Source organism: Gordonia rhizosphera NBRC 16068, assembly GCF_000298195.1.
Taxonomy (GTDB): domain Bacteria; phylum Actinomycetota; class Actinomycetes; order Mycobacteriales; family Mycobacteriaceae; genus Gordonia; species Gordonia rhizosphera.
In genome coordinates, this window is the sequence record NZ_BAHC01000137.1 from 1 (window position 1) to 24910 (window position 24910).

Here is a 24910-nt window from a genome sequence, read left to right on the forward strand (position 1 = left end):
AGTGTTACCAAAGATACAGAAGTGATAGATATGGCTTGTGTGATTACGCTAGATCGTGTCCAGGATCCGGTTGCGCGTCTCGAGATACTCCTGCTCGGTGATCGCACCGGAGATGCGCAGATCCTCGAGGTCGGCCAATCGCTCCCCGAGCGAGCGCCGTGGATTCGGAGACGCGGCCGGGGCAACGACCGGCGCGTCGATGCGACGGTCCGCGACCGGGTCGTCGGGGGTCCCCACACCGCCGCCGGCGTAGGACCGGACCACATTCATGACGGACTGACGTGCGGCAGGGTTGCTGCGCAGATCGATCGGGCCGGTCGTCGTGATGCCGTGTTGCCGAAGGATCTCGAGGATCTCGAGCAACGGTTCGGCCTGCCCGGTCAGGTCGTAGGTACGCCCATCCTCACTCGAGGTGAACCGCGCCGGAACCGACCCGGTCAGCAGTGCTGTTGCCTGCCAATCGATCTCGTACTCGTTGGTCTCCGGGTCGACGACCACCGCCAGCATCCGCCGATGCAGCATGGGCTGCTGGAAGGCCGGGACGACCATCCGCTTCTCGTCGTCGAACGGCACCACACCACCGCCGCGGATGTGCAACCCCAGCTTCATCAGCGGCTGGTCGTTGATCTCGACGTTCGTCGGCTCGATCGCGGTGATGTCGGCGACCGCCATCCGCCCCGTGGCATGCAGGCGCGCCGACGTCACGCGACTGCGGTAGGCCACCCAGGAGATCGCTGCCGCGACAATGACATCGAGGACGGTGACGGCGAGCCCGGTCCACAGCATCCACTCGGTGTCTGGGGCATCGATCAGGACGTAGCCGACGAGAAAGATCGGCCCGACGATCCCGCAGAGCATCACGAACGCGAACGTCTTCAGGAAGGACGTGAGGGCACCCGGAACCCGCGGACCGGCGCCCACCTCACCGAACATCGTCATGGCGGAAGGATAACGACAGGCACCCGACCGCTCTCGTTACGCCGTTCGAATGACGTGGCCCCGGCTCCCGATCACGAATCGATCACGATCGCCTTTCGCCTCGTGGACTTAGCGGGACCTGCCCGAATACTTAGAGCATCTGACATTGCATGTGTTCACCGTTCGATCGCTGATCGAAGAGGGGGTGGTTGTGTGAATGACACCGCAGCCCCCGATGGCACGCAGTTGCGCGGTGGTGCCGATGATCACCCACCGCAGCGCTGCTCCTGATACGCGGCGTCACACTCGCGTCGCTGCCACGAGTTCCGAAAACCGGTGTCAACGATGAACGCTCATCCACCGTGGGCTGTCTCCCACTCGGTCATCTCGATCGTCGTCATAGCCCTGTCGGTGGCCGCAGTCGCCTGGGCCGCGTACTCGGCACGCCGGCTGCGGCGCCGGCAGGAGAATCGCCCACTCGACGACTTGTCGCCGATCGAACTCGGTCTGCTGATCTCCGACCGTCACGCGCTGCTCGCCGCCGCGGTCGCACTCCGCGCCGCCGGACTGGTCACTCGGACCGGCCGCGTCCGACCCGGTGCGAGCACCGCCGTCGCGGACTTGGACAAGGTGTCGCGCAACGTCTACTACAAGCTGCGCACCGAAGGTCGACAGCAGGCCCTGCTGCGTCGAGACCACAGCAGACTCTTCACACAATTGCGCAGCGAACTGACCGAGCGCGGATACCTCATGCGGCCATTTGGGCCGAACGTGTTCATGCCGTTGGGCACGGTCATCGTGCTCTGCGCGGCGGCCCTCTGGATCGCGGCGATCACCGAAGAACCTGTCGGACTCCTGGTCGCCGTGTTCATCGTCGACGTCGCCCTCCTCGCGGCGATCCGCGTCTGTCAGCCCCGCCGGACAGTGCTCGGCGATCGCGCGGTCGCGCTGGCCCAGGTAGAAAACGCTCACCTCGACCCGTCGATGCGACCGTCGATGAAGACCTACGGCGAACTCGCCGCGGCCACCGGGAGCGCCCTCTTCGGCTTGACCCTCCTCCAGCAGTTCGACCCCACACTCGCGAAGGGTCTCACGGGTGCCGCCGGGCATGACTTCTTCGGGTCGGCGACCGGCGCGGGCTTCTGGCACGGCTCGATGGGTGGCAGCTGCGGAGGCGGCGGTGGCGGTTGCGGAGGTGGCGGCGGCTGCGGAGGCGGCGGCGGCTGCGGAGGCGGATCATGAACCACCAGTTGTGGGGTGTCTCCGCACCCATCTTCCTGATGGGCTTCGTCGCCCTCTCGGCGGCGGCACTCGCGTGGATCGTCGTGCCGACTCTGCGCGCCCGCTGCGAGTTCCTCGATCGTCCGATCGAGGAACTGTCCCCGATCGAGCTCGGACTACTGACCTCCGAGCGGCACTCACTATTGGCCGCGGTGGTGGAACTGCGCAGCGCCGGTGCCATCGACTCCCAAGGGCGCTACCAGAACGAAGCGACCATCGCCCGCGAGCAACTGAACCCGTTGACGACGGCGACCCTCTACCGCCAATTGGACAAGGCCGGACCGCCGATCTGGCTCCGGGACCTACCGCCCTATTTCGCCCAGTTACGCGACGAACTCCAGGACCGCGGATACCTCATGCGCCCCACACCTCGACGCGTATTCGTTCCTCTCGGCGCCCTCGTCGTCATCGGTGCCCTGTGTCTTGCTTCCGGCGCGACGGACGCAGCACACGCCGGAGCGCTCACCCTGGCGCTGCTGGCCCTGGTACTTTTCGGCGACGTCATCGTCGCTGCCGCGACAGGCGTGCGATGGCGCCGGACAGTGCGAGGTGACCGTGCGCTCGCTGATGCCCACGCGACCTACGGCCATCTCGATCCGGGTTTGCGGCCCGCGATCCGAACATACGGGGCACGGGAGGCGGCCGCAGGGAGCGCCTTGTTCGGATTGCCCATCGTCGCACAGTACGATCCAGTCCTCGCCGGCGATATCGAGGAATCCCAACACAGTCTGGCACGCCGATTTGTCAGTGGCATCAATCGCGAGGTGTCTGTTTGGCTCCTCGTGCACGACCCCGTTATCCGCCGTAGCCGCCACCGCGGTTACCGCGGTGGCGGCTACGGTGGCGGTTGCGGCGGTGGTGGTTGCGGCGGTGGTTGCGGCGGTGGTTGCGGCGGCGGTTGTGGCGGTGGTTGATGACATCGGCTGAGTCGTCGCCGCAGATCCGCCCGTCCGCGGACGGCAGATCCGGCCTGCCACAGGGAATCGGCATCGGCTGGCGGCCCGAGATCGCCGGCGTCGTCGCCGACCTCCCCGGCCTCGGGTTCTGCGAGGTGATCGCCGAGTCGGTCCCCTTCTACCCGATCGACCGTCTGCGCGCGCTGGGCGTCCCGGTCATCCCGCACGGTATCCGTCTCTCCCTCGGCGGTGCCGAACCCGTGGCACACGAACGCATCTCACTGCTCGCCGACTGCGCCGACCTCCTGGGCTCCCCTCTGGTCAGCGAACACATCGCCTTCGTCCGGGCCGGCGGGATCGAAGCCGGACACCTGTTGCCCATCCCCCGGTCACGCGAGGCGCTCGACGCGCTCACCGACAACATCCGCCGCACGCAGGACAGTCTTCCGGTACCCCTCGCCGTGGAGAACATCGCCGCGCTGTTCGACTGGCCCGACGACGAGTACACCGAAGGCGAGTTCCTCACCGAACTGATCGAGCGCACCGGCGTCCATCTGCTGCTCGATGTCGAGAACGTCTACGCGTGCGCGCTGAATCGGGGCACCGACCCGGCCCGGGATCTGGCCCGACTTCCCGCCGAGCGCATCGCGTACTGCCACGTCGCAGGTGGTCGGTTCATCGGCGGCCGCTACCACGACACGCATACCGATCCTGTCCCGACCGAGGTCCTGGAAATGGTGTCACAGGTCGCCGAAACCGGTGCGGCGCAAGCGTTCATGCTCGAGCGCGACGGCAACTACCCGCCGGCCCGAGAGCTGCTCACCGAACTCGACGCCATCGCGGATGCTGCGCGGATGGCGAAGGTCACCACTGGCAGCAGGTGGTGGGTGGCGTGAACGAGAACCTCGCGCGGCGGCAGGCCGAGTTGGTCCGCGCGCTCGTCGACGGCGCCGAACCGCCCGCGGGATTCGATCGGGACGCGCTCGACGCCGCGGCAGAAGTCTTGCGACACAAGCGCGGTACGCACGGCCGCGGTGGCGACCAGGGTCCTGCGGGAGACGTGGAGACCCGTGGCGCAAAACTCCGAAGGAGTCTCAGGCGGGTTCTGGGCCACCGTCCGGCGTGAGGCACCCATGGACGGTGGGCATATGCAGAAGGCGCCCAACCACTTTCGTGGTTGGGCGCCTTTCGACTGAACTCAGTGAGTCAGAGCGTCAGAGTGAGATCACTTGACGATCTTGGTGACTCGACCCGCACCGACGGTGCGGCCGCCCTCGCGGATGGCGAAGCGCAGGCCCTCGTCCATGGCGACCGGCTGGATGAGCTTGACGCTCATCTCGGTGTTGTCGCCCGGCATGACCATCTCGGTGCCCTCGGGGAGGGTCACGACGCCGGTCACGTCGGTGGTACGGAAGTAGAACTGCGGACGGTAGTTGTTGAAGAACGGGGTGTGGCGTCCACCCTCGTCCTTGCTCAGGATGTAGGCCTGGCCCTCGAACTCCGTGTGCGGAGTGGTGGTGCCCGGCTTCACGATCACCTGACCACGCTCGACGTCCTCACGCTTGAGGCCGCGGAGCAGCAGACCGGCGTTGTCGCCCGCCTGAGCCGAATCGAGGAGCTTGTGGAACATCTCGATACCGGTGACGGTGGTCTTGGTGGACTTGTCACGGATGCCGACGATCTCGACTTCCTCGTTCACGTTGACCTCGCCGCGCTCCACACGACCGGTGACCACGGTGCCGCGGCCGGTGATGGTGAAGACGTCCTCGACGGGCATCAGGAACGGCTTGTCGGTCTCGCGGACCGGGTCCGGGATCGACTCGTCGACCGCAGCCATCAGTTCCTCGATCGACTTGGTCCACTCGGGGTCACCCTCGAGGGCCTTGAGCGCCGAGACCTTGACGACCGGAGCTTCCTCGTCGAACTCCTGGGCGGCCAGCAGTTCGCGGACCTCCATCTCGACGAGCTCGATGATCTCCTCGTCGTCGACCATGTCGGCCTTGTTCAGGGCGACCAGGATGTAGGGCACACCGACCTGGCGGGCCAGCAGCACGTGCTCACGGGTCTGCGGCATCGGGCCGTCGGTGGCGGCGACAACGAGGATCGCGCCGTCCATCTGGGCCGCACCGGTGATCATGTTCTTGATGTAGTCAGCGTGACCGGGAGCGTCCACGTGTGCGTAGTGACGCTTCTCGGTCTCGTACTCCACGTGCGAGATGTTGATCGTGATACCACGAGCCTTCTCTTCAGGAGCCTTGTCGATCTGATCGAACGCGAAGCTCTTGTTGAGATCCGGGTACTTGTCGTGCAGCACCTTGGTGATGGCCGCGGTCAGCGTGGTCTTGCCGTGGTCGACGTGACCGATGGTGCCGATGTTCACGTGCGGCTTGGTCCGCTCGAACTTCGCCTTCGCCACTTTGTTTGTCCTCCTGGACTGTTGGTGTCCTGCTGGGCGGATCCCAGCAGGAGTATTTACTTACGTTGTTGCGCCCGCTCTTGGGTTTTGCCAGCGCTGGTCGCTCGGACCCCGACTTACTCGCCGGTCGCCTTCGCGATGATCTCCTTCGACACGTTCGACGGAACCTCCGCGTACGAATCGAACACCATGGAGTAGTTCGCCCGGCCCTGGGTCTTCGACCGAAGGTCTCCGATGTAGCCGAACATCTCCGACAGCGGAACCTGTGCCTTCACGACACGGGCACCACTGCGCTCCTCCATGGCCTGGATCTGGCCACGGCGGGAGTTCAGGTCGCCGATCACGTCACCCATGTAATCCTCGGGAGTCGTGACCTCCACGGCCATGATCGGCTCCAGGATCACCGGGCCCGCCATCTTCGCAGCCTCCTTGAGAGCCTGCGCACCGGCGATCTTGAAGGCCATTTCCGAGGAGTCGACGTCGTGGTACTGACCGTCGAGCAGGGTGACCTTCAAGTTGACCAGCGGGTAACCGGCGAGCACACCGTACTGCATCGCATCCTGCGCGCCGGCATCCACGGACGGGATGTACTCGCGCGGGACGCGACCACCGGTGACCGCGTTGTCGAACTCGTAGGTCGCGCCTTCCTCGGCGTCGACCAGCGGCTCGAGCTTGATGATGACCTTGGCGAACTGGCCGGAGCCACCCGTCTGCTTCTTGTGGGTGTACTCGTGCTTGTCGACCGTGCGACGGATCGTCTCGCGGTAGGCCACCTGCGGCTTGCCGACGTTCGCCTCGACCTTGAACTCCCGCTTCATGCGGTCGACCAGGATGTCGAGGTGGAGCTCGCCCATACCGCCGATGACGGTCTGGCCGGTCTCCTCGTCGAGCTTCACCGAGAAGGTCGGATCCTCTTCGGCGAGCTTCTGGATGGCGGTGCCCAGCTTCTCCTGGTCGGACTTGGTCTTCGGCTCGATCGAGACGTTGATGACCGGGTCCGGGAAGCTCATCGACTCCAGCACGATGGGAGCGTTCGCGTCGCACAGGGTGTCGCCGGTGGTGGTGTCCTTCAGGCCGATCATCGCGTAGATGTGGCCCGCAGTCGCATCCTCGACCGGGTTCTCCTTGTTGGCATGCATCTGGAAGAGCTTGCCGATGCGTTCCTTCTTACCCTTGGTCGCGTTGAGGACCTGGGTACCGGCGTTGATCTTGCCCGAGTAGACGCGGACGAAGGTCAGCTTGCCGAAGAACGGGTGCGCCGCGATCTTGAACGCGAGAGCCGAGAAGGGCTCGTCGGCGCTCGGCTTACGCGAGAGTGTCTCCTCTTCGTTGCCGACCGCATGACCCTCGACCGACGGCACGTCGAGCGGCGACGGCAGGTAGTCGATGATCGCGTCCAGCATCGGCTGGACACCCTTGTTCTTGAAGGCGGAACCGCAGATCACCGGGTAGTACTCACGGGCGATCGTGAGCTTGCGGATCGCCCCCTTGATCTCCTCGGTGGTGAGCTCCTCGCCGCCGAAGTACTTCTCCAGAAGCGCCTCGTCGGTCTCGGCGACGGTCTCGAGCAGCTTCTCGCGGTACTCGGCGACCTGGTCGGCCAGATCCGCGGGGATCTCCTCGAACTGCGGCTCGGCGCCGATCTCGACGGTGCCTCGCCAGGTGATGGCCTTCTGCTCGATCAGGTCGACGACGCCGTCGAAGTTGTCCTCGGCACCGATGGGGAGCTGCAGGACCAGCGGCTTCGCACCGAGACGCTCTTCGATGGTGCGCACGGTGAAGAAGAAGTCCGCACCGAGCTTGTCCATCTTGTTGACGAAACAAATACGCGGGACGTCGTACTTCTCGGCCTGCCGCCAGACCTGCTCGGACTGCGGCTCGACACCTTCCTTGCCGTCGAACACGGCCACCGCACCGTCGAGCACGCGCAGGCTGCGCTCCACCTCGACGGTGAAGTCGACGTGCCCGGGGGTGTCGATGATGTTGATCTGGTTCTTGTTCCAGAAACAGGTGACGGCCGCGGAGGTGATGGTGATACCCCGCTCCTTCTCCTGCTCCATCCAGTCGGTGGTCGAGGCACCGTCGTGGGTTTCACCGATCTTGTAGTTGACACCGGTGTAGAAGAGGATTCGCTCGGTAGCGGTGGTCTTACCGGCATCGATGTGGGCCATGATGCCGATGTTGCGAACCTTGTTGAGGTCGCTGAGCACTTCCTGTGCCACTTGGTTTCCCTTCGGGAATTACTGTTTGAACAAAGGGCTGTGGCTCTGAGGTGATGGGCCCGAACCCATCACCTCAGAGCACGTTCTCACCAGCGGTAGTGCGCGAACGCCCGGTTGGCCTCGGCCATCTTGTGGGTGTCCTCACGACGCTTGACCGACGCGCCGAGGCCGTTGGAGGCATCGAGCAGCTCGTTGGCCAACCGCTCGACCATCGTCTTCTCACGACGCTGACGGCTGAAGGTCACCAACCAGCGCAGCGCCAGGGTGTTGGCGCGGCCGGGCTTGACCTCGACCGGCACCTGGTAGGTGGCGCCACCGACGCGGCGACTCTTCACCTCGAGGGTCGGCTTGACGTTGTCGAGCGCACGCTTGAGGGTCACGACCGGATCGGTGCCGGTCTTGTCGCGGGCCTGCTCGAGCGCGCCGTACACGATGCGCTCGGCGGTCGACTTCTTGCCGTCCAGCAGGATCTTGTTCACGAGCTGCGTGACCAGCGGCGAACCGTAGACGGGGTCGTTGATCAGGGGACGCTTGGGCGCGGGTCCTTTACGTGGCATGACTTATCAGTTCCCCTTCTTCGCGCCGTAGCGGCTGCGGGCCTGCTTACGGTCCTTGACACCCTGGGTGTCCAGCGAGCCGCGGATGACCTTGTAGCGAACACCCGGGAGGTCCTTCACACGACCGCCGCGGACGAGCACCATCGAGTGCTCCTGCAGGTTGTGGCCCTCACCGGGGATGTAAGCGGTCACCTCGACCGAGCTGGTCAGACGCACACGGGCGACCTTACGCAGCGCCGAGTTCGGCTTCTTCGGGGTGGTGGTGTAGACGCGGGTGCAGACACCACGACGCTGCGGGCTCCCCTTGAGGGCCGCGGTCTTGGTCTTCGCAACCTTGTCGTGACGGCCCTTGCGGACCAGCTGGTTGATGGTTGGCACTAGGTGTTTCTTCCTTTGTCGGCAGTGTCGCAGGCCGCACGATGAGGTGGCCGGCGATTGTGTAGTTGTCGCGTCGCGGTTGGTGCTCCGGGCAGGCCACCCGTGGCGGTATCCGCCTCGGTTGCCTCCACAACTCGCCCCACCAGCACATAAGCGCTGGTCAGTACATTGATCGATACCCCGAGGTCGGGCGTGTCGTACACTCGACTGCGGTCTCGCCTGTCAGTCCGCTGCTCCCCTACCGGAGGGCATGCGGACTGGCCCAGCATGTGCCGGGCACCGACGATCCACTCTACCGACCGAGTTTGTACAGGTCAAAAATCGGTTCCCGCACGTGGACGGGGACCGACGTGGCGGTGAACCACAGAGTGCATTCGCCGTCCTCAACCCCCCGGGCGCGGGCATTGTTCCCGGGGGGAAACGACAGAGGTTGCTGCTTGGCTCAGCGTACGAGTCCAACAGCAACCTCTGCCGAAAGATCAGCCCCTTTTACGGCGTGTTCCACCAGGCCACGACCGACGGCCAGGCCTTCGGATTGGTGGTCTGGTATCCGATGTAGGCGCCGATCGCGGCGCCGACGACGGCGGCGGGGATACCCCAGATGATGAAGCCGATCAGTCCGCCGATCAGGGTGTACAGCGGGGTCACGCCCTTCCAGCCGGCGTTGAGTTCCTTCCACATCATGTCGTAGCGCTCTTGCTTGGTGATGCGCTTGACCTGGTTCTTCTTCGCCGCGGCTGTGGCTGCCGCGTCGAGCATCCGGCGGTGGTCGCTGCCGACGATCGGCGTGAGGGTCGCGGTCGTCCAGTCTGCGCTGACCGACCAGCGCAGCGGAACCTCGAATCCGTCCATCATCCCCGACAGCGGCATCGTGTCGACGATGCGACCATCGCGATTGACCACCTGCAACTCGGTACCGGCCGCGTTCGCCCGGAAGTGCGCATCTCGCAGCGACGCGACGACGCTCTGTCTATCGGCGCTGAATCCGGCGTCGACAAACGACGCACCGGCCGTCTCCGGCGCGGCACTCGCGTTGACCGACGGAATGACGAGTGCGACCGCGGTGAACGCGGCGATCGCCAGGAGAGCACGGTGAATGTGCTTCATAGATTCCCCCTTGTGAACTGTGACTTGTGGACCGTGACTTCTCTCGAACCGAAGTCTGAGAGACAGCTGAACACTAACCAAAGAGCCCGACACATCCGAGACGGCGACCACCGCAGCAGCAGGCCTGCGACGGAATTCGTTCACCCGAACGACCACAGATCATGTGCGCGAACAGCCTATTCGAGGGTCTGCGGAAGCTTGACCTTCGTGGCTCCCCGCTTGGCCGGGTTCGACGGCGGCGGCACGACGGGACCGATGTCACCATCGGGCGCGTCGTCGAGGTCCACGATCACCGGGGCGTGGTCGCTCGGCTTGCTGCCCTTGCGGGCCTGACGATCGACCCAGGCCGCGGCGACACGGTCGGCGATCGGAGCGCCGGCCAGGATCAGATCGATCCGCATGCCGAGGTCCTTGTGGAACATCCCGGCACGGTAATCCCAGTAACTGAACACACGGTCATCCGGCCATCGGTCGCGCACGACGTCGCGCAGACCGAGGCCCTCGAGGTCGGCCAGGGCGCGGCGCTCCGGCGCGGTCACGTGGGTGTGGCCGACGTAGGCCGCCGGGTCGAACACGTCGTCGTCGGCCGGGGCAATGTTCATGTCTCCGCACAGCATCGTGTTGCCGGCACCGTCGTCACCGGTCCCCGAGGCCACACTGTCGCGCAGCCGCGAGAGCCACTCGAGCTTGTATCGGTAGTGATCCGAATCCGGCACCCGACCATTGGGGACGTAGAGCGAGTACACGCGGACCCCGCCGCAGATCGCCGACACGGCCCGCGCCTCGGCCACCGCCTCGGGTTCGGGAAATCCCGGCGCGCCGTGGAAACCGCGCCGGACATCATCGAGCCCGACACGCGACAGCAGCGCCACGCCGTTCCATTGCCCCTGCCCCACATGGGCGATCTCGTATCCGCGTTCGGCGAGGTCCGCGCCGAGCACGTCGTGGAACGCGTCGTCGGACAGTTTGGTCTCCTGCAGGCAGACGACGTCGGGTCGGCGCTGGTCGAGCCACGGCAGCAACCGCGGGATCCGCTGTTTGACCGAGTTCACATTCCACGTCGCGACACGCATGGGCTCCACCGTAGTCCGGCCGTTCAGAGCTCCATGCGGCCCTAACGACCGACGTCGACACGTCCGCCGCGCGGCTGGTGGAAGTCATAGGCCGACTCCGCATGCTGACCGTCGTCGATACCGTCCATCTCGTGCTGCCGGTCGGCGCGCAGGCCGACCGTGTACTTCAGGGCGAGACCGATGATCGCGGTCACGGCCATGGCGTAGGCGAGCACGACGACGACGGCGACCGCCTGCCGCCACATCTGATCGAGGCCGCCGCCGTAGAACAATCCGTCGACACCGGCGGGCGCCGACGAGCTCGCGACCAGACCGATCATCAGCATTCCGACGACACCGCTCACGAAGTGCACGCCCACCACGTCGAGCGAGTCGTCGTAGCCCCACCGGAACTTCAATTCGATGGCATACGACGACACCGCGCCGGCGACCGCGCCGATCGCGAGTGCCCCGATCGGCGTCACCGACGAGCACGAGGGCGTGATGGCGACCAGACCGGCCACCACACCCGATGCGGCGCCGAACGAAGTGGGGCGCCCATGCCGGATGCGTTCGATGACGAGCCAGGCGACCATGGACACCGCGCCGGCACCCAGGGTGTTGGCGGCGACGAGCGCGGCCGCCCCGTCGGCCGCCAGCGTCGATCCGGCGTTGAATCCGAACCAGCCGAACCACAACAATCCCGCACCGAGCATGACGAACGGCAGGTTGTGCGGACGCATCGGGTCCTTGGGCCACCCCGCCCGTCGGCCCAGCAACACCGCGACCACGAGCGCCGATGCGCCCGAGTTGATCTCGACGACGGTGCCGCCCGCGAAATCGATGGCCTTCAGATGCGTGACGATCCATCCGCCGTCCTCGGCGGTCAGCCCCGGAGCGCTGAACACCCAGTGCGCGACGGGGACGTAGACCAGGATCGCCCACAGCGTGGCGAAGATCAGCCACGAGGCGAATTTCATTCGGTCCGCGACCGCACCCGCGATGAGTGCGACGGTGACCATGGCGAATCCTGCCTGGAACGCGACGAACAGCAGCGCCGGTATCGTGCCGACGAGCGGCATGGCCGCCGTGTCGGCGCCCCCGGCGCCGAAGTGGCCGAACAGCGTCCGCAGGCCCGCGAAGGTGGTCGGATCGCCGATGACACCTCCGATATCGGGCCCGAAGGCCATCGAATAGCCCACCACCACCCAGACGATCCACACGATCGGCACCGCCGACAGGCACATCATCATCATGTTGAGCACGCTCATCGAGCGGACCATGCCGCCGTAGAACAGGCCGAGGGCCGGGGTCATCAACAAGACCAACGCGAATGCCGCCAGCATCCAGGCGGTGTTCGCCCCGTCGGGGGCGTCCATGGTGGGGAACGTATTCACCGCAACAGATTACGATCAGCCCTCCGCGGCGCGTCCCGAACTGCGCAGCGAGTCGAGCAACTCGCCGGCCCCGATCGGGCGGTTCGTCCGTTCTGCCCGATTCATGGTTGGCCGCGTCACCGGCGATCGGGGCATGGTTGCCGCCGGCACTCGCGTGGCCTGTCATCACCACCGGCTTCCCTCGCCGCGCGATCTGTGTCATTTTGTGAGCATCGACACATCGCTGACGCCACTCGACAACACGCCGCGCCGTTCGATCATCGAACACTCGTGGCGGCGTTCCGCGTTGTCCGGCGTGCACCCCGACGACGCGCCGCCCACCAACCTGGCCGACATCGGATCCGCGGACCCGCTCCTCGACGCCGCGCGTCCCGTACTCGACGACGCCGCCATCCGCCTCGCCGACACGGACATGTCACTGCTGCTGGTCGACAACGACTGCCGACTGGTGTCGAGGGTTGCCTGCGGCGCAGCGGTGGAACGCACCCTCGATCACCTCGGCGCGGCACCCGGCGTCGCGTTCGGTGAGGACATCGTCGGGACCACGGCGCTGGGTACGCCGGCAGAGATCCGCGGATCGGTGGCCGTGAACGGTGCCGAGCACTATCTCGAGCAGTTCAAGTCGGTGAGCTGCTTCGGTCAGCCGATCATCCACCCGGCGACCCGACGCCTCGCCGGCATCCTGTGCATGACCGAGATCGCGGAGCGCATCAACCCGCTCGCGGTGCCGTTCGTGACCGAGATCGTCTCCGACATCGCCGACCGCCTGCTCGACCGGTCCCGCGCCCATCAACGTCGGGTGCTCGATGCCTTCCAACGCGCCGCACCGCGTCGCGACATCGCGGTCGCCGCCATCGGCGACGATCTGCAGCTGACGAATTCCTTTGCCGCGCAACTTTTATCCCCCACCGACGTCGGGGCGCTGCGGATGGTGGCGGCAGACCCGGGGCTTCGGGAGACCGTCGTGCCGCTCACCCTGGTGTCCGGGGTCGACGTCGAACTCGCGGTCGAGCCGGTGCCCGGTGTGCGTGGCGCCGCGCTGTTCCGGTTCCGTCCGGCCATCGAGCAGCCGGCGTCGGCCCCGGCCGCCGCGCCCACACCCGCCGCGGCACGCAGCGTCGCGATCACCGGCGAACCCGGCACCGGACGCAGTACGCACGCGCGATCGGCGGCCGCCGACCGCGGCGACGGCGAACCCGTCGTCGTCGACGTGGCCGACGAGCTCATCGCGGGCACTCCGCCGGATATCCCGGGCCTTGTCGCGCGCGCCCGCCGGGACCGGGTCCCGCTGATCATCGACGGTGCCGAGCTGCTCGACGACCGGTCCGTCGCGCTGCTGGGGCGGGCCGTCACACAAACGGTCGACGGCGCGCCGGTGATCATCGTCGCGGGTCCACGCGATCAATCGGGCGCCGGCGTGGCGGCACTGCTGGCGCGCTGCACGACACGCATCGACCTGCCTCCACTGCGTCACCGCACCTCAGAACTCGCGGCGATCGCGAGCACCGCGCTGCGCGCGATCGACCCCACGCTCACCTTGTCCGGCGAGGCAACCGACGCGCTGCTCTGCCAGGACTGGCCGGGCAACCTGTCGGAGTTGGATTCGGTTCTCCACCAAGCCGTTTCGTCATGCTCCGCGCGCGCAGCCCGGGTCGTCGAACCCCGCGACCTGCCCGCCGACTACCGCACCACCAGCCGCGCCGCGCACCTGTCTGGACGCGAGCAGGCCGAGCGCACGGCCATCGTCGACGCCCTGGAATCAGCGGACGGCAACAAGGTTCATGCCGCCCGAGCCCTCGGCATCAGCCGCACCACGCTCTACGCACGGATGCGCGCGCTGGGTATCTGAATCGGCCCGTTCCGGGCTGTCCAGCCCGGTGTTCAGTTTCTGGACACCGCACCTCCGGCAAACGGTGGCAGAAATGAAGCAGGTCACATCTATGACCCAGATCACTTCTGATCTCCCCGTTTGACCAGGAGGTTTCATGACCGCTCTCGCCACCGAACTTCTCTCGAGGGTTCGCGACTTCATCTCCGCCGACCGCCCCATGCTGATCGGGGGTGAATGGACGTGGGCGGCCTCGGGCGCGACGTTCGAGACCATCGACCCCGCGACCGCACGTCCGATCACGTCGGTCGCCCGCGGCGACGCCGCCGACATCGACCGGGCGGTCCGTGCGGCACGACAGGCGTTCGACGACGGGCCGTGGAGCCGGATGAAGCCGAACGAGCGCGAGCGTCTGCTCTGGAGGGTCGGCGACCTGCTCAGTGAACGGGCGGCCGAGTTCGGGCAGCTCGAGGCCCTCGACAACGGGAAGGCGGCCACCATCGCGACCGCCGTCGACATGAACTGGTCTGCCGACATCTTCCGATACAACGCCGGCCTGGCCACGAAGATCACCGGCAGCACCGTCGACGTATCGATGCCGTTCGTCCCCGGCGGCGAGTTCCATGCCTACACGCTGCGCGAGCCGGTCGGTGTGTGTGGCCTCATCGTGCCCTGGAACTTCCCGCTGCTCATGGCCGCGTTCAAACTCGCCCCGGCGCTGGCGGCAGGAAACACCGTCATCCTCAAACCGGCCGAGCAAACACCGCTGACCGCGCTGTTCCTCGGTGAGATCTTCTGTGAGGCCGGCTTCCCACCGGGCGTCGTCAACATCGTGACCGGTTTCGGCGAGGCGGGCGCGGCACTGGCCGCCCACGACGACGTGGACAAGATCGCCTTCACCGGATCGACCGAGGTCGGCAAGAAGATCGTCGATGCCGCCAAGGGCAACCTGAAGAAGGTGTCGCTGGAACTGGGTGGCAAGAGCCCCAACATCGTCTTCGCCGACGCGGACTTCGACAAGGCCGTCGCGGGATCGGTGGCCGCATGGATGTTCAACCACGGGCAGTGCTGCGTCGCCGGCACCCGTCTGTTCGTGGAGCGACCCATCTTCGATGACTTCACGGCCGCGGTCGCCGAGGCCGCCGGGCAGGCCAAGATCGGCCCGGGACTCGATCCCGCGACCGAACTGGGGCCGCTGGTGAGTCAGGAACAGTTCGACCGTGTCTCCGGCTACCTCGCCGCCGGACTGGCCGACGGAGCCCGCGCCCTCACCGGCGGAAAGCGTTGGGGCGACGAAGGTTTCTTCATCGAACCGACCGTTTTCGTCGACGTCGAACCCGACTTCTCCATCGTCCGGGAGGAGATCTTCGGACCGGTCGTCGCCGCCCTGCCCTTCGACGCCGACACCGGCGTGGCAGCGGCCGCGAACGATTCGATCTACGGCCTCGCCGCCGGAATCTGGACCACCGACCTGTCCAAGGCCCACAGGACCGCCCGGCAGATCAAGGCCGGTTCGGTCTGGGTGAACCAATACAACGGATTCGACACCGCGATGCCGTTCGGCGGGTACAAACAATCTGGATGGGGTCGCGAACTCGGTTCGTCGGCGATCGATCTGTACACGCAGACCAAGGCCGTCAACGTCGCCCTCTGACCGGCGATTCATCTGCAAAGGAGCACATGAGATGTCACTGAAAACCAAAGCCGCCATTCTCACCGGAATGGGCAAGCCGTTCGAGCTCACCGAACTGTCCCTCGACCCGCCCAAAGACGGCGAGGTGCTGATCAAGTACACCGCCGCCGGACTCTGCCACTCCGACCTGCACCTCACCGACGGTGACCTGCCGGCCCGCTACCCCATCGTCGGTGGCCACGAGGGCGCCGGGATCATCGAGGAGATCGGCCCCGGCGTCACCAAGGTCAAGCCCGGCGACCACGTGGTGTGCAGCTTCATCCCGAACTGCGGAACCTGCCGCTACTGCGCCACAGGACGCCAGTCGTTGTGCGACATGGGCGCCACCATCCTGGAGGGCTGTATGCCCGACGGTTCCTTCCGCTTCCACGACGGCGCAACCGACTACGGGGCGATGTGCATGCTCGGAACATTCGCCGAGCGAGCGACGATCAGCCAGCACTCGGTGGTCAAGGTCGACGACTGGCTGCCGCTGGACAAGGCGGTCCTCGTCGGCTGCGGCGTACCGACCGGCTGGGGTTCGGCGGTCTACACCGGAAATGTCCGCGCCGGCGACATCGTGGTGATCTACGGCATCGGCGGGATCGGCATCAACTCCGTACAAGGCGCCGTCCATGCCGGCGCCAAGTATGTGATCGTCGTGGATCCGGTTGCCTTCAAACGTGACACCGCAATCAAGTTCGGGGCCACCCACGCGTTCGCCGACGCCGCCGAGGCGCAGGAGAAGATCACCGAACTCAGCTGGGGGCAGGGTGCGGACACGGCCATCGTCACCGTCGGGACCGTCGACGAAGCGGTCGTATCGTCGGCGATCGGCGCGGTCGGCAAGGGCGGCAGCGTGGTACTCACCGGCCTCTCGAGCCCGGAGAAGTTCACCGTGCACTGGCCCGGCATCGACCTCACCCTCAACGAGAAGTCCATCAAGGGCAGCCTGTTCGGGTCGGCCAACCCGCAGTACGACATCGTGCGTCTGCTGCGGCTCTACGATGCCGGCCAGCTCAAGCTCGACGAACTGGTCACCCGGACCTACACCCTCGACCAGGTCAACGAGGGCTACCAGGATCTCCGCGACGGCAAGAACATTCGTGGCGTGATCATCCACGACAGCTGACCATTCCCGACAATCGGTGCATAGACCCCGGTCCGGGCGCGATGACCCCTCCGCGCCCGGACCGGTCCATGTCCGGGGCTGCTCCGGGGAGTAAGAAGGGAGGATGGTTCAAACCAGGGAGGAACTCCGATGATCCGGTCGTTTCGGACGGCAACGGCGGTGGTGGCCGTGCTCGGCGCAGGTCTGCTGGGCGTGACCGCGTGCACGTCGGAATCCTCGATGACGACGGCGACGACGAGCCAATCCTTCGTCAACAACTCGATCGAGCCCGGAACGCTCGACCAGATCGCCGCTGCGGTCGCCGGCCAGAACCTCGCCCTCACCGGCCGCCGTGATGCGACCGGCGAACTCTGCGGCTCGACGGGTTGCTCGGCCGCGGTGGCGTTCGACCAGCTCACCCTGCTGAAGTTCCCGTCGACCGGGCGCGCCCAGATCTACGCCGGCAAACAGGAACAGTCCTACCAGGTCCTCGATCTGGTGATCGTGTTCCCGGACACCATGTCGGCCGAGGAACGCACGAAATACTCCGAGGCCATCCGGATCGCCGTCCGCTGAGACCCACCGGCCGTCAAAGACCCGAGTCCCAGGCTCCCAGGCGTTTGAGCAGCGGACGCTTCTTGTCGATGTGCCCCTTCATCCGGGCAAGGATGTCGGTGAGCGCCTCGATCGCCTCCACGATGTGCGGCCCCTTGTTGAGCATCACGCACTCGGCACGTTCACCGGCGGCGGCATCGGTCACCTCGGCCCGGGTCGGCAGACCTCGGTCAGCGAGGGAGTCGAGGACCTCGGTGGCCCAGATGACCGGCACGTGCGCGGCCTCACACAGCCACAGAATCTCCTCCTGAACCTCGGCGAGCCGTTCGAAACCCGCCTCCACGGCGAGGTCTCCGCGGGCGATCATCACGCCGATGCGTCGGGTACGCATGAGTTGCAGCAGGGTCTCGGGAAGCGCGGAGAACCCGGCCACCGTCTCGATCTTGATCACCACGCCGAGGTCGGATGCCGCACGGTTGTCGAGCCGTCGTTGCAGGTCGGCGACATCCTCGGGGCCGCGGACGAACGACAGGTTCACCATGTCGGCGAGATCGACCACCGAGCCGAGCGCGTCGATGTCCTCGTCGGTGAGGGCGGGCATCGGCAGCGCCGTGTCGGGCAGGTTGATACCCTTCTCCGCCTTCAGCTTGGTGCCGTTGAGCGCGGCGCGGGTGACGCCGACGACGACGGTGTCGGGTTCGACCCGCGTCACGACCGACTCGATCTTGCCGTCGTCGAAGTAGACGCGGTGTCCGACCTCGATCGCGCCGAACACCTCCGGCAGGCTGCAGCCGATACGGTGCCGGCCGTCGTCGGTGGGGATCGCCGGAGCCATGTCGGCGGTCAGGGTGATCGTGTCGCCACGGAACACCCGCAGCGACTGGGCGACGGCTGGTAGCTCCCCGATCGCGGTCTGTTCGTCGTCGCACCACACCGTGGTGCCGGGCGTCAGGTACACGGTGCGGTCGCCGGCCACGAGGACCCCCGTCGACGCCACCTGCAGGACCCGCAGTTCACGGAACCGGCCTCGGGTGTCATCGAGGGTGACGATGTCGCCGACATTCCGCGCGGCGATCCAACCGGGGTCGGTCACCGGCGCCTGCTCGGTGACGTCGGTGCGGGCCGGTGCCTGCCCGAGCCAGAATCTCGCCGGCACGCGGACCGTGCCGACCTGATCGCGGGTCGGTCGGAACTTGACGACCTGGGGTCCGGGTGCGATCGGACCGGTGCGCAGCTTCGGTCCCGCCAGGTCCATCGCGATCCGCACCTTGGCATTCGCCGCGCGCACGTTGGCGGCCATGGCGCGCCACTCGTCCGGGCCGTCGTGGGCGCAGTTGATCCGCGCGAGGTCCATTCCCACGGCGGCGCAGCGCTCCACGAACTCAGTGTCGGTGGTCGCGGTGCTGGGCATCGTCACCATGATCCGGGTGGACCGATCGTCCGGCTCACCGCCGAGCAGCGCCGCGGCATTCAGTGCGAGAGCTTCTTTGCCCCCGCCCCAATCGATTTCGCCTTCCTCAAGGTCGGGTTCGGCCTCGCCGAGCGCGTCGTTGATGATCCGGATGACGGAGTCCAGGTTGGCCAGCACCCCCGACTCCATCCGTCCCAGCGACGACAGCCCCTCCGCGGACAGGCGCGGTTGCAGGTCGCGCAGGTCGCGGGAGCGGACGGCCCGGTAGTGGACCACGTTGGCGGCGCTCTCGCGGTGTGCCGGGTCGACCGCGGCGATGAGTTCCTTGGCCGACGCCTCGGCGGCGATCGCTTCGGCACGCAGCTCGGTCAGTTCGTTTCGGAGATCGACCAGACGCGATCGTCGATCGGCATCGATTCCCATGTCCTGCCCCGTCTCAGATGTGCTGTACCGAACCCGGCGAAGCGAGTCTAGCGCCGGCGAGAACGACTCATCGGGTGTGATCGCGGCAGGTGGGCGCGCCCGCCTCCGCGTCCGGATCCCAGTGACATCGGACGCCCGACAAGACCGGGCCTGACCTGCGGAGACGTCGTCGTTCACGAACACGACACAGAGCGCGGCCGCACGGAATTTCCCGGGAATTCAACAACAATTCAATGCTCTCGTTGTCACTCCGCCGAGAGGGCCCTGCGCATCGTCGTCATGGCCGCGACCATCCCTCCGGCCAGCAGCAATGCGCTGACGGCGGTCGCGACACCCAGCTCCGCCCACGCAAGGTTCCCGTCGAGTATCAGCGGACGCACCGCGGATACGTAGTACTCCAACGGGTTCCAGCCCGCCAGCCGGTCCAGGTAGTCCGGCAGCAACGCACGCGGGACGATGATCGAACTCGCCAGCAGGAACGGCAGGAACGCCGGCAGCAGCGCCAGCGCGATGTCCGGGCTGCGGGTCAGCGATGCCGCCACCACGAAGCCGGCGTTCCACACCGCCGCCCACACCGCCGACAGCGCCAGGATCACCACCAGACCCGCCGGACCCGGCAGCGGCATGCCCAGAGCCGCGGCGCAACCGAGGAGTACCGCGCCGATCGGGAGCTGCCGGGTGGCCTCGAACGCCAGCATGCCGGCCACCACTTCTCCCCGCGAAATCGGCAGCAGCCGAAGACGATCGGCGAACCCGTCGGTGATGTCACCGACGAGGATCGTCGCGGTGAACCCGCCGCCCATACAGGCGGCGACGAACACGGTGCCCGGCGCCATCCAGTCCAGCAGGGTGTGCCCTTGATACTCCGGCGCGTCCGCCAGGCGCTGGTAGAGCTGCGAGATGATCACCACCAGTCCGATCGGGAACACGGTGGGGATCACGTAGGCGAAGGCCGGCCGGCGCACCGAATGTCGGGCCATGCGCAGCCAGACCGCGGCGGTCCGGGGGATCGTGCCGGTCGTCATCGTGCCGCCCTCCGCTCGAGGATCCGGACCGTGGCGACGAGACCCGCCGCACCGACGATGAGGACCGTGCCGACACCTGCGAGAACTTCCGCCGGGGCCACCCCGCCGATGGTGGTCGCGAGTCCGGCGTCGGTCAGCCAGCTGATCGGGTTGTAGTCGGTCACCGTCGCTCCCCAGGCCGGCATCAGCGTTCGCGGGAACCAGAAGATCGACAGGAAGGTCAACGGTGCGAACAGCGGCTGCAGCGCGATTGGGGCGTGGGCGCTGCCGGTGATCGCGGCGAACGCGTGGAAGATCCCGTTGTAGGCGATGGCCCAGGCGACTGCGAGCAGCAGCAACACGAGCATCGCATCCGCCCGCCAGGCCACGTCGTCCCCGAGGAGAACGGCGGCCAGATAGGCGGCCACCGCCGCGGGCAGGATACGCAGGCCCTCGAACAGCAGGCGACCGCAAGTCGTCGCCGCCGCGGATACACCCAGCACCCGGAGACGGTCCGCCAGACCCGACCGCAGGTCCGCGCCGGCGGAACTCGCGGTCAGACCGGCCGCCATCATGCCCGGCAGCAGCACCGCACTCGCCGCGACGTAATCCTGATAGGTCGAGGCCGGGAAGCCGGGGAGGTTCTCCGCCGGGCTCATCAGATCGGCGAACAGCGTGACGGCGACGATCGGCGGGAACACCGGGACGAGATAGGTGAGCACCCACCGGTGACGGGAACGGGCGACCTCGCGGGTGAACGTGGCCGACACCGCGGTGACGAAGCCGGTCATGTCGACACCGCCGTCTGTGCTGCGGTGACCGCCGGTTGTGTCGCGGTGAGTTTGAGGAACACGTCTTCGAGGGAGTCGCGGCGGATCTCGAGATCCGTGAGGGCGATGCCGGCCGCCTCCAACTCGGTCACGATCCGGCCGGCGGCGACGTCCTCGGGCAAGTTCATGGTGAGCACACCGTCGGTGAGGTGCGCGCGGCCGTTGAGCCGGTCGAGGGCGGCGACCCTGTGGCCGCCGGCGTCGCCGACGCGTGCGGTGAGACTGCGCGACCCGTGTGCGCGCCGTAACGCCTCCGGGGTGCCCCGGGCGACGACGAGACCGGTGTGCAGTACCGCGATCCGGTCCGCGAGGGCCTGCGCCTCCTCGAGGTACTGCGTGGTCAGCAGCACGGTCATTCCGTGGCAGGAGCGAAGTCGCAGGATCTCGTCCCACAGCGCCCGGCGACTCTGCGGATCGAGGCCGGTGGTCGGTTCATCGAGGAACAGGATCTGCGGCACGCGGACCAGCGACGCGGCGATGTCCAGTCGCCGTCGGGTGCCGCCGGAGTAGGTCCCGACCTGCCGGTGGGCGACCTGCTCGAGCCCGAAGCGCTCGAGCAGTTCGTCGGCCCGCACCCGTGCCCGCCGACCCGACATCCCCACCAGGCGGCCGACCATCACCAGCACCTCGCGGCCGGTGAGGACGTCGTCGAGGGCGGCCTCCTGCAGAGTGACGCCGATCTGTCGCTGCACCCGTCGACGGTCGGTGACGATGTCGGCTCCGAGGACTTCAACGGTGCCGGTCGTCGGTTCGGTGAGCCCGGTGAGGATGCGCACCGACGTGGTCTTCCCCGAGCCGTTGCGGCCGAGGAGCGAATAGATCTCGCCGGTCCGGACCTCCAGGGACACGCCGGCGAGCGCCTGCGGTCCGTGTCGGTAGCGTTTGGTGAGGTCGCGGACCTCGATGGCGGTGGACATGACGAACCACGCTCAATCCCTGTGGTCGCCGAGGGGATCGCCGTGCGATGGTTGTGCCATCTCCAGCACCTGCTCGCGGGTGATCTCCATCCGGTGCACGGTGCGCGCATGGGTCTGCGCGAGTGCGACGAGTTCGTCGTCGGTGCTCGACTCCACAACGGTCCCGCACGGGCATTCCAGCAGCTTGGCCATGGCCTTGATCCTTTGCGTCGATGGGTACTCTTTGATTGAAACGCAGCGGTCATGGGCGTTGGTTGGGAAAACCTTGGCGGACGCGGAGCAACGGATCTATGTGGTCGGGACGGTGGGGATCGCCGTCCCGGGCCGGTTCGTCGACGAGCGTTCGCTACCCGGCCGCCAGGGGCGGATGGTGTTCGCCATGCTGGTGCTGCACCGCAATCAGGCCCTGACCCGCGAGGCGATCGCGAACGAGCTGTGGCCGGGCGGCCGGCCGGCCGCCTGGGAGAACGCGATCAGCGCGCTGATCAGCAAACTCCGCCCTCTCCTCGAGCTGATCGAACCGAAGGGTTCGGCGACCGTCGACACGGCCTTCGGCGCCCATCGGCTCGTCCTGCCGCCGGGCATCTGGATCGACATCGAGTGCGCAGCGCTCCGCCTCGACGAGGCGGAGGCGGCGCTACGCGACGGCGACGAGGCGCGGGCCTGGCCGGCGGCGCACATCACCTGGGCGATCACCCGTCGCCCCTTCCTGCCCGGGGAGGACTCCCCGTGGGTGGCCGGGGTGCGCCGGCGGCTCGACGGCCTGCGCATCCGTGCCCTGGCGTGCCTGTCCGACGTGTGGTCGGCGCGGGGCGAGTACACGCTGGCGTCGACCTGCGTGCAGGAGGCGCTCGCCATCGATCCGGTACGGGAGGACTCGTATCGGCGGTTGATGGAGATCCATCTGTCCGAAGGGAATCCCGCCGCCGCGCTCGCCGTCTACGAAAGGTGCCGCGTGACGCTCGACGACCGTCTGGGAGCGCTCCCCGGATCGCGAACCAGGGCGTTGTACCAGCGGGTTCTCGACGTCACCTGATCACGCCGGCGTGACGACGGCGCGGTGCGGTGTGATCCGCGTCGCCCGGCTGGCCGCCCGGCCGGGCGGTGGAGTTACCTGGAACCATGGACATCCAGGCGGAATCGACCGCTGCCGACGCACCAGAGTGGTATCGGAAGGCGATCGCCGAGGACGCGGACACCACCGGACTGACCGTCGACGGCACCCGCGTGACGGTCCGATCCTGGGGACCGGTCGACGCCGACGCCGCTGTCGTCCTCGTGCACGGCGGCAGCGCGCACAGCCACTGGTGGGACCACATCGCCCCGATGCTGGGCGACGATCGACGCGTCGTCGCGTTGGATCTGTCCGGTCACGGCGACAGCGACCGCCGGTCGGCATATTCACTCGACGCATGGTCGGAGGAGGTGGCGGCCGTGTGCGCAATGCCGGGTATGCCCGCCGATCCGATCCTCGTCGGCCACAGCATGGGTGGCTGGGTCACGCTCAACTGCACCATCAAACATCGGGATCTGGTCGGTGGCGTCGTCGTGATCGATTCCCCGATCCGCGAGCTGAGTCCCGAAGAGGAGGCGGCGGCAGACAACCGGGCCTTCGGGCCGTTGAAGGTCTACGCGGACCGGGAGGCCGCGCTGGCCCGGTTCCATCCGGTCCCCCATCAGGAGCACAGCCTGCCGTACGTGCTGCGGCACATCGCCGAGAAGTCGCTGCGGGAGGTACCCGGCGGGTGGAGCTGGAAATTCGATCCGACGATGTTCGGCCGCAAGATGCCCCGCCCCGAACTGCTCGAACGTGTCGACGTCCGGGTGGCGCTGTTCCGGGCGGAGAACGGCCTGGTCACCCCGGAGATCGGCGACCACATGTACACGATGCTCGGCCGCCGCGCGCCGGTCATCGAACTACCGTTGGCGGGGCACCATCCGATGCTGGATCAGCCGCTACCGCTGATCGTCGCGCTGCGCACGATCCTCGCGGACTGGGAGCACTCCTACCCGCTGGGTCGCTGACTGGTCCCCGTCGATCGTGCACCCCCACACGTCGACCGTGCACCCCCACACGTCGACCGTGCACCCCCACACGTCGATCGTGCACGCCTACGCCGATCGCGCGGCGACCGTCACGCTCGATCGATGTTCAGCGCCGCGGTGATCAGTTCGGTCCACGTCGCGACCACCTGGGCGCGGCGCTTGGAATCGTCGGACAGGGTGTCGGCCAAGCCGAGTCCCCGCGCGAGATCGAGGGTGACCTGCGCGATGCTGTGGGCCTGCGGATACCGGCCCTCGGGATCGATGGCAGCAACGGTCATCTGATGCGCCGCGCGGGCGAACTTGTCCTCCATCGGCAGGATGAGTTCCCGCAGTCCGGGATCCGAGGCCGCGGCGGCCCATACCTGCAGCGCCGCCTTGAATTCGGTGCCGGTGTAGATCGCGACCGCACGGTCGACGGCTGCGGCGACGCGCTCGACTCCGTCCGAGATATCCGCCGGCGTCGTCGACGCATTCGCGGTCATTTCGTCGAAGATCTGCTCGAGTACCGCACTGATCAGCGTCTCCCGCGTCGGGAAGTGGTGTTGCGCCGCCCCGCGCGACACCCCGGCGCGCTCGGCGACCGCGGCCACGGTCGCGGCGGCCCAGCCGTCGTGGGCCAGGGCCTCGATGGTCGAGGACACCAACCGTTCCCGCGTAAGGCGTGACCGCTCCTGTTGCGGCTCACGCGGATTCGATGCACGAGTTCCGGCGGTCACGACGACGCGCGTTCGGCGAGGTCCCAGCTCGGCGGACGCTTCGACAAGAATGCGGCCATTCCCTCGCGCGCTTCGTCGGAGGCGAACAGTTCCGCCGACTCGTCGGCGCGGCGTCGGGCATACCGGGTGAAGTCGGCGAGGATCTCGGTCGTCGTCAATGCCTTCGACGCCGC

The 24910-nt window shown here is 67.1% G+C and carries 24 protein-coding genes; 10 read left to right on the forward strand and 14 right to left on the reverse strand.

Going from position 1 to position 24910, the window contains the following annotated elements:
• Positions 1 to 48 precede the first annotated feature (48 nt).
• The gene (locus tag GORHZ_RS17290; RefSeq protein ID WP_006335158.1) at positions 49 to 939 is read right to left on the reverse strand and encodes an SHOCT domain-containing protein; all 891 of its coding nucleotides are present in this window, start codon (positions 937 to 939) and stop codon (positions 49 to 51) included.
• Positions 940 to 1263: 324 nt separating this feature from the next.
• Between GORHZ_RS17290 and GORHZ_RS29560 the strand changes: the two genes are divergently transcribed.
• Genes GORHZ_RS29560 through GORHZ_RS17310 form a run of 4 tightly spaced genes read left to right on the forward strand, consistent with a single transcriptional unit; the run spans position 1264 to position 4221 of the window.
• Positions 1264 to 2160: a TIGR04222 domain-containing membrane protein gene (locus GORHZ_RS29560; RefSeq protein WP_006335159.1), complete on the forward strand. Its 897-nt coding sequence runs from the start codon at positions 1264 to 1266 to the stop codon at positions 2158 to 2160.
• Positions 2157 to 3113 carry a TIGR04222 domain-containing membrane protein gene (locus tag GORHZ_RS17300; RefSeq protein ID WP_006335160.1) on the forward strand — a complete coding sequence of 319 codons (957 nt, stop codon included), beginning with the start codon at positions 2157 to 2159 and terminating at the stop codon, positions 3111 to 3113. Before GORHZ_RS29560 ends, GORHZ_RS17300 begins: the two co-directional genes overlap by 4 nt.
• On the forward strand, positions 3113 to 3991 hold the full coding sequence (locus tag GORHZ_RS17305) for an MbnB/TglH/ChrH family RiPP precursor modification enzyme (RefSeq protein ID WP_006335161.1): 879 nt from the start codon (positions 3113 to 3115) through the stop codon (positions 3989 to 3991). Before GORHZ_RS17300 ends, GORHZ_RS17305 begins: the two co-directional genes overlap by 1 nt.
• Complete coding sequence (locus tag GORHZ_RS17310) at positions 3988 to 4221, forward strand: SCO6045 C-terminal-like domain-containing protein (protein ID WP_006335162.1); 234 nt, start codon at positions 3988 to 3990, stop codon at positions 4219 to 4221. The genes GORHZ_RS17305 and GORHZ_RS17310 overlap by 4 nt, the downstream gene beginning before the upstream one ends.
• A 99-nt stretch (positions 4222 to 4320) precedes the next feature.
• On the opposite strand, the gene tuf is transcribed toward GORHZ_RS17310, so the two are convergent.
• The 7 genes from tuf to GORHZ_RS17345 all read right to left on the reverse strand — a co-directional run bounded on the left by tuf (position 4321) and on the right by GORHZ_RS17345 (position 12206).
• Complete coding sequence (tuf, locus tag GORHZ_RS17315) at positions 4321 to 5511, reverse strand: elongation factor Tu (protein ID WP_006335163.1); 1191 nt, start codon at positions 5509 to 5511, stop codon at positions 4321 to 4323.
• 116 nt (positions 5512 to 5627) lie between these two features.
• Entirely contained in the window at positions 5628 to 7733 is a 2106-nt protein-coding gene (gene fusA / locus GORHZ_RS17320) for an elongation factor G (protein ID WP_006335164.1), read from the reverse strand.
• Positions 7734 to 7819: 86 nt separating this feature from the next.
• Positions 7820 to 8290, reverse strand: coding sequence for a 30S ribosomal protein S7 (gene rpsG / locus GORHZ_RS17325; protein WP_006335166.1), 471 nt, complete (start codon positions 8288 to 8290; stop codon positions 7820 to 7822).
• A 6-nt stretch (positions 8291 to 8296) separates the two neighbouring features.
• Entirely contained in the window at positions 8297 to 8668 is a 372-nt protein-coding gene (gene rpsL / locus GORHZ_RS17330) for a 30S ribosomal protein S12 (RefSeq protein ID WP_006335167.1), read from the reverse strand.
• A gap of 489 nt (positions 8669 to 9157) precedes the next feature.
• Positions 9158 to 9775 carry a DUF8020 domain-containing protein gene (locus tag GORHZ_RS17335; RefSeq protein WP_006335168.1) on the reverse strand — a complete coding sequence of 206 codons (618 nt, stop codon included), beginning with the start codon at positions 9773 to 9775 and terminating at the stop codon, positions 9158 to 9160.
• A gap of 176 nt (positions 9776 to 9951) precedes the next feature.
• Positions 9952 to 10848: an exodeoxyribonuclease III gene (locus GORHZ_RS17340; protein WP_006335169.1), complete on the reverse strand. Its 897-nt coding sequence runs from the start codon at positions 10846 to 10848 to the stop codon at positions 9952 to 9954.
• A gap of 41 nt (positions 10849 to 10889) precedes the next feature.
• Positions 10890 to 12206, reverse strand: coding sequence for an ammonium transporter (locus tag GORHZ_RS17345; RefSeq protein ID WP_040532364.1), 1317 nt, complete (start codon positions 12204 to 12206; stop codon positions 10890 to 10892).
• Between the two features lie 223 nt (positions 12207 to 12429).
• Here GORHZ_RS17345 and GORHZ_RS17350 point away from each other — a divergent pair, with 223 nt between their 5' ends.
• The 4 genes from GORHZ_RS17350 (at position 12430) to GORHZ_RS17365 (ending at position 17411) form a co-directional block, all read left to right on the forward strand.
• The gene (locus GORHZ_RS17350) at positions 12430 to 14073 is read left to right on the forward strand and encodes a sigma-54-dependent Fis family transcriptional regulator (protein ID WP_083877339.1); all 1644 of its coding nucleotides are present in this window, start codon (positions 12430 to 12432) and stop codon (positions 14071 to 14073) included.
• A gap of 136 nt (positions 14074 to 14209) precedes the next feature.
• Complete coding sequence (locus tag GORHZ_RS17355; protein WP_006335175.1) at positions 14210 to 15706, forward strand: aldehyde dehydrogenase family protein; 1497 nt, start codon at positions 14210 to 14212, stop codon at positions 15704 to 15706.
• 31 nt (positions 15707 to 15737) lie between these two features.
• Complete coding sequence (locus tag GORHZ_RS17360; RefSeq protein ID WP_006335180.1) at positions 15738 to 16856, forward strand: NDMA-dependent alcohol dehydrogenase; 1119 nt, start codon at positions 15738 to 15740, stop codon at positions 16854 to 16856.
• Positions 16857 to 16985: 129 nt separating this feature from the next.
• Positions 16986 to 17411 carry a hypothetical protein gene (locus GORHZ_RS17365; RefSeq protein WP_006335181.1) on the forward strand — a complete coding sequence of 142 codons (426 nt, stop codon included), beginning with the start codon at positions 16986 to 16988 and terminating at the stop codon, positions 17409 to 17411.
• A 13-nt stretch (positions 17412 to 17424) separates the two neighbouring features.
• On the opposite strand, the gene GORHZ_RS17370 is transcribed toward GORHZ_RS17365, so the two are convergent.
• The 5 genes from GORHZ_RS17370 to GORHZ_RS17390 form a co-directional block, all read right to left on the reverse strand.
• The gene (locus GORHZ_RS17370) at positions 17425 to 19224 is read right to left on the reverse strand and encodes a pyruvate kinase (RefSeq protein WP_006335182.1); all 1800 of its coding nucleotides are present in this window, start codon (positions 19222 to 19224) and stop codon (positions 17425 to 17427) included.
• A 245-nt stretch (positions 19225 to 19469) separates the two neighbouring features.
• Positions 19470 to 20249, reverse strand: coding sequence for an ABC transporter permease (locus GORHZ_RS17375; RefSeq protein WP_006335183.1), 780 nt, complete (start codon positions 20247 to 20249; stop codon positions 19470 to 19472).
• Positions 20246 to 21019 carry an ABC transporter permease gene (locus GORHZ_RS17380; RefSeq protein WP_006335184.1) on the reverse strand — a complete coding sequence of 258 codons (774 nt, stop codon included), beginning with the start codon at positions 21017 to 21019 and terminating at the stop codon, positions 20246 to 20248. The genes GORHZ_RS17375 and GORHZ_RS17380 overlap by 4 nt, the downstream gene beginning before the upstream one ends.
• Positions 21016 to 21975 (reverse strand): ABC transporter ATP-binding protein, encoded by a 960-nt coding sequence (locus GORHZ_RS17385; RefSeq protein WP_006335185.1) that lies wholly within the window; start codon positions 21973 to 21975, stop codon positions 21016 to 21018. The genes GORHZ_RS17380 and GORHZ_RS17385 overlap by 4 nt, the downstream gene beginning before the upstream one ends.
• 12 nt (positions 21976 to 21987) lie before the next feature.
• Entirely contained in the window at positions 21988 to 22167 is a 180-nt protein-coding gene (locus GORHZ_RS17390; RefSeq protein ID WP_006335186.1) for a DUF1059 domain-containing protein, read from the reverse strand.
• A 73-nt stretch (positions 22168 to 22240) separates the two neighbouring features.
• On the opposite strand from GORHZ_RS17390, the gene GORHZ_RS17395 reads away from it, so the two are divergent.
• Positions 22241 to 23011, forward strand: a complete 771-nt coding sequence (locus GORHZ_RS17395; RefSeq protein WP_006335187.1) for an AfsR/SARP family transcriptional regulator — start codon at positions 22241 to 22243, stop codon at positions 23009 to 23011.
• Between the two features lie 86 nt (positions 23012 to 23097).
• Complete coding sequence (locus tag GORHZ_RS17400; RefSeq protein ID WP_006335188.1) at positions 23098 to 24000, forward strand: alpha/beta fold hydrolase; 903 nt, start codon at positions 23098 to 23100, stop codon at positions 23998 to 24000.
• Positions 24001 to 24110: 110 nt separating this feature from the next.
• On the opposite strand, the gene GORHZ_RS17405 is transcribed toward GORHZ_RS17400, so the two are convergent.
• A complete protein-coding gene (locus GORHZ_RS17405; protein WP_040532365.1) occupies positions 24111 to 24737 on the reverse strand; it encodes a TetR family transcriptional regulator in 627 nt (208 codons plus the stop codon).
• Positions 24738 to 24910 lie beyond the last annotated feature (173 nt).

Excerpts from the sequence above, each read along its gene's own strand:
- GORHZ_RS17335 (WP_006335168.1), bottom strand. The coding sequence starts at position 9,775 with ATGAAGCACATTCACCGTGCTCTCCTGGCGATCGCCGCGTTCACCGCG.
- GORHZ_RS17370 (WP_006335182.1), bottom strand. The coding sequence starts at position 19,224 with ATGGGAATCGATGCCGATCGACGATCGCGTCTGGTCGATCTCCGAAAC.
- GORHZ_RS17360 (WP_006335180.1), top strand. The coding sequence starts at position 15,738 with ATGTCACTGAAAACCAAAGCCGCCATTCTCACCGGAATGGGCAAGCCG.
- rpsG (WP_006335166.1), bottom strand. The coding sequence starts at position 8,290 with ATGCCACGTAAAGGACCCGCGCCCAAGCGTCCCCTGATCAACGACCCC.
- GORHZ_RS17400 (WP_006335188.1), top strand. The coding sequence starts at position 23,098 with ATGGACATCCAGGCGGAATCGACCGCTGCCGACGCACCAGAGTGGTAT.
- GORHZ_RS17390 (WP_006335186.1), bottom strand. The coding sequence starts at position 22,167 with ATGGCCAAGCTGCTGGAATGCCCGTGCGGGACCGTTGTGGAGTCGAGC.
- GORHZ_RS17290 (WP_006335158.1), bottom strand. The coding sequence starts at position 939 with ATGACGATGTTCGGTGAGGTGGGCGCCGGTCCGCGGGTTCCGGGTGCC.
- GORHZ_RS29560 (WP_006335159.1), top strand. The coding sequence starts at position 1,264 with ATGAACGCTCATCCACCGTGGGCTGTCTCCCACTCGGTCATCTCGATC.
- GORHZ_RS17345 (WP_040532364.1), bottom strand. The coding sequence starts at position 12,206 with ATGGACGCCCCCGACGGGGCGAACACCGCCTGGATGCTGGCGGCATTC.
- GORHZ_RS17305 (WP_006335161.1), top strand. The coding sequence starts at position 3,113 with ATGACATCGGCTGAGTCGTCGCCGCAGATCCGCCCGTCCGCGGACGGC.
- GORHZ_RS17340 (WP_006335169.1), bottom strand. The coding sequence starts at position 10,848 with ATGCGTGTCGCGACGTGGAATGTGAACTCGGTCAAACAGCGGATCCCG.
- GORHZ_RS17380 (WP_006335184.1), bottom strand. The coding sequence starts at position 21,019 with ATGACCGGCTTCGTCACCGCGGTGTCGGCCACGTTCACCCGCGAGGTC.
- GORHZ_RS17375 (WP_006335183.1), bottom strand. The coding sequence starts at position 20,249 with ATGACGACCGGCACGATCCCCCGGACCGCCGCGGTCTGGCTGCGCATG.
- GORHZ_RS17300 (WP_006335160.1), top strand. The coding sequence starts at position 2,157 with ATGAACCACCAGTTGTGGGGTGTCTCCGCACCCATCTTCCTGATGGGC.
- GORHZ_RS17385 (WP_006335185.1), bottom strand. The coding sequence starts at position 21,975 with ATGTCCACCGCCATCGAGGTCCGCGACCTCACCAAACGCTACCGACAC.
- GORHZ_RS17355 (WP_006335175.1), top strand. The coding sequence starts at position 14,210 with ATGACCGCTCTCGCCACCGAACTTCTCTCGAGGGTTCGCGACTTCATC.
- GORHZ_RS17365 (WP_006335181.1), top strand. The coding sequence starts at position 16,986 with ATGATCCGGTCGTTTCGGACGGCAACGGCGGTGGTGGCCGTGCTCGGC.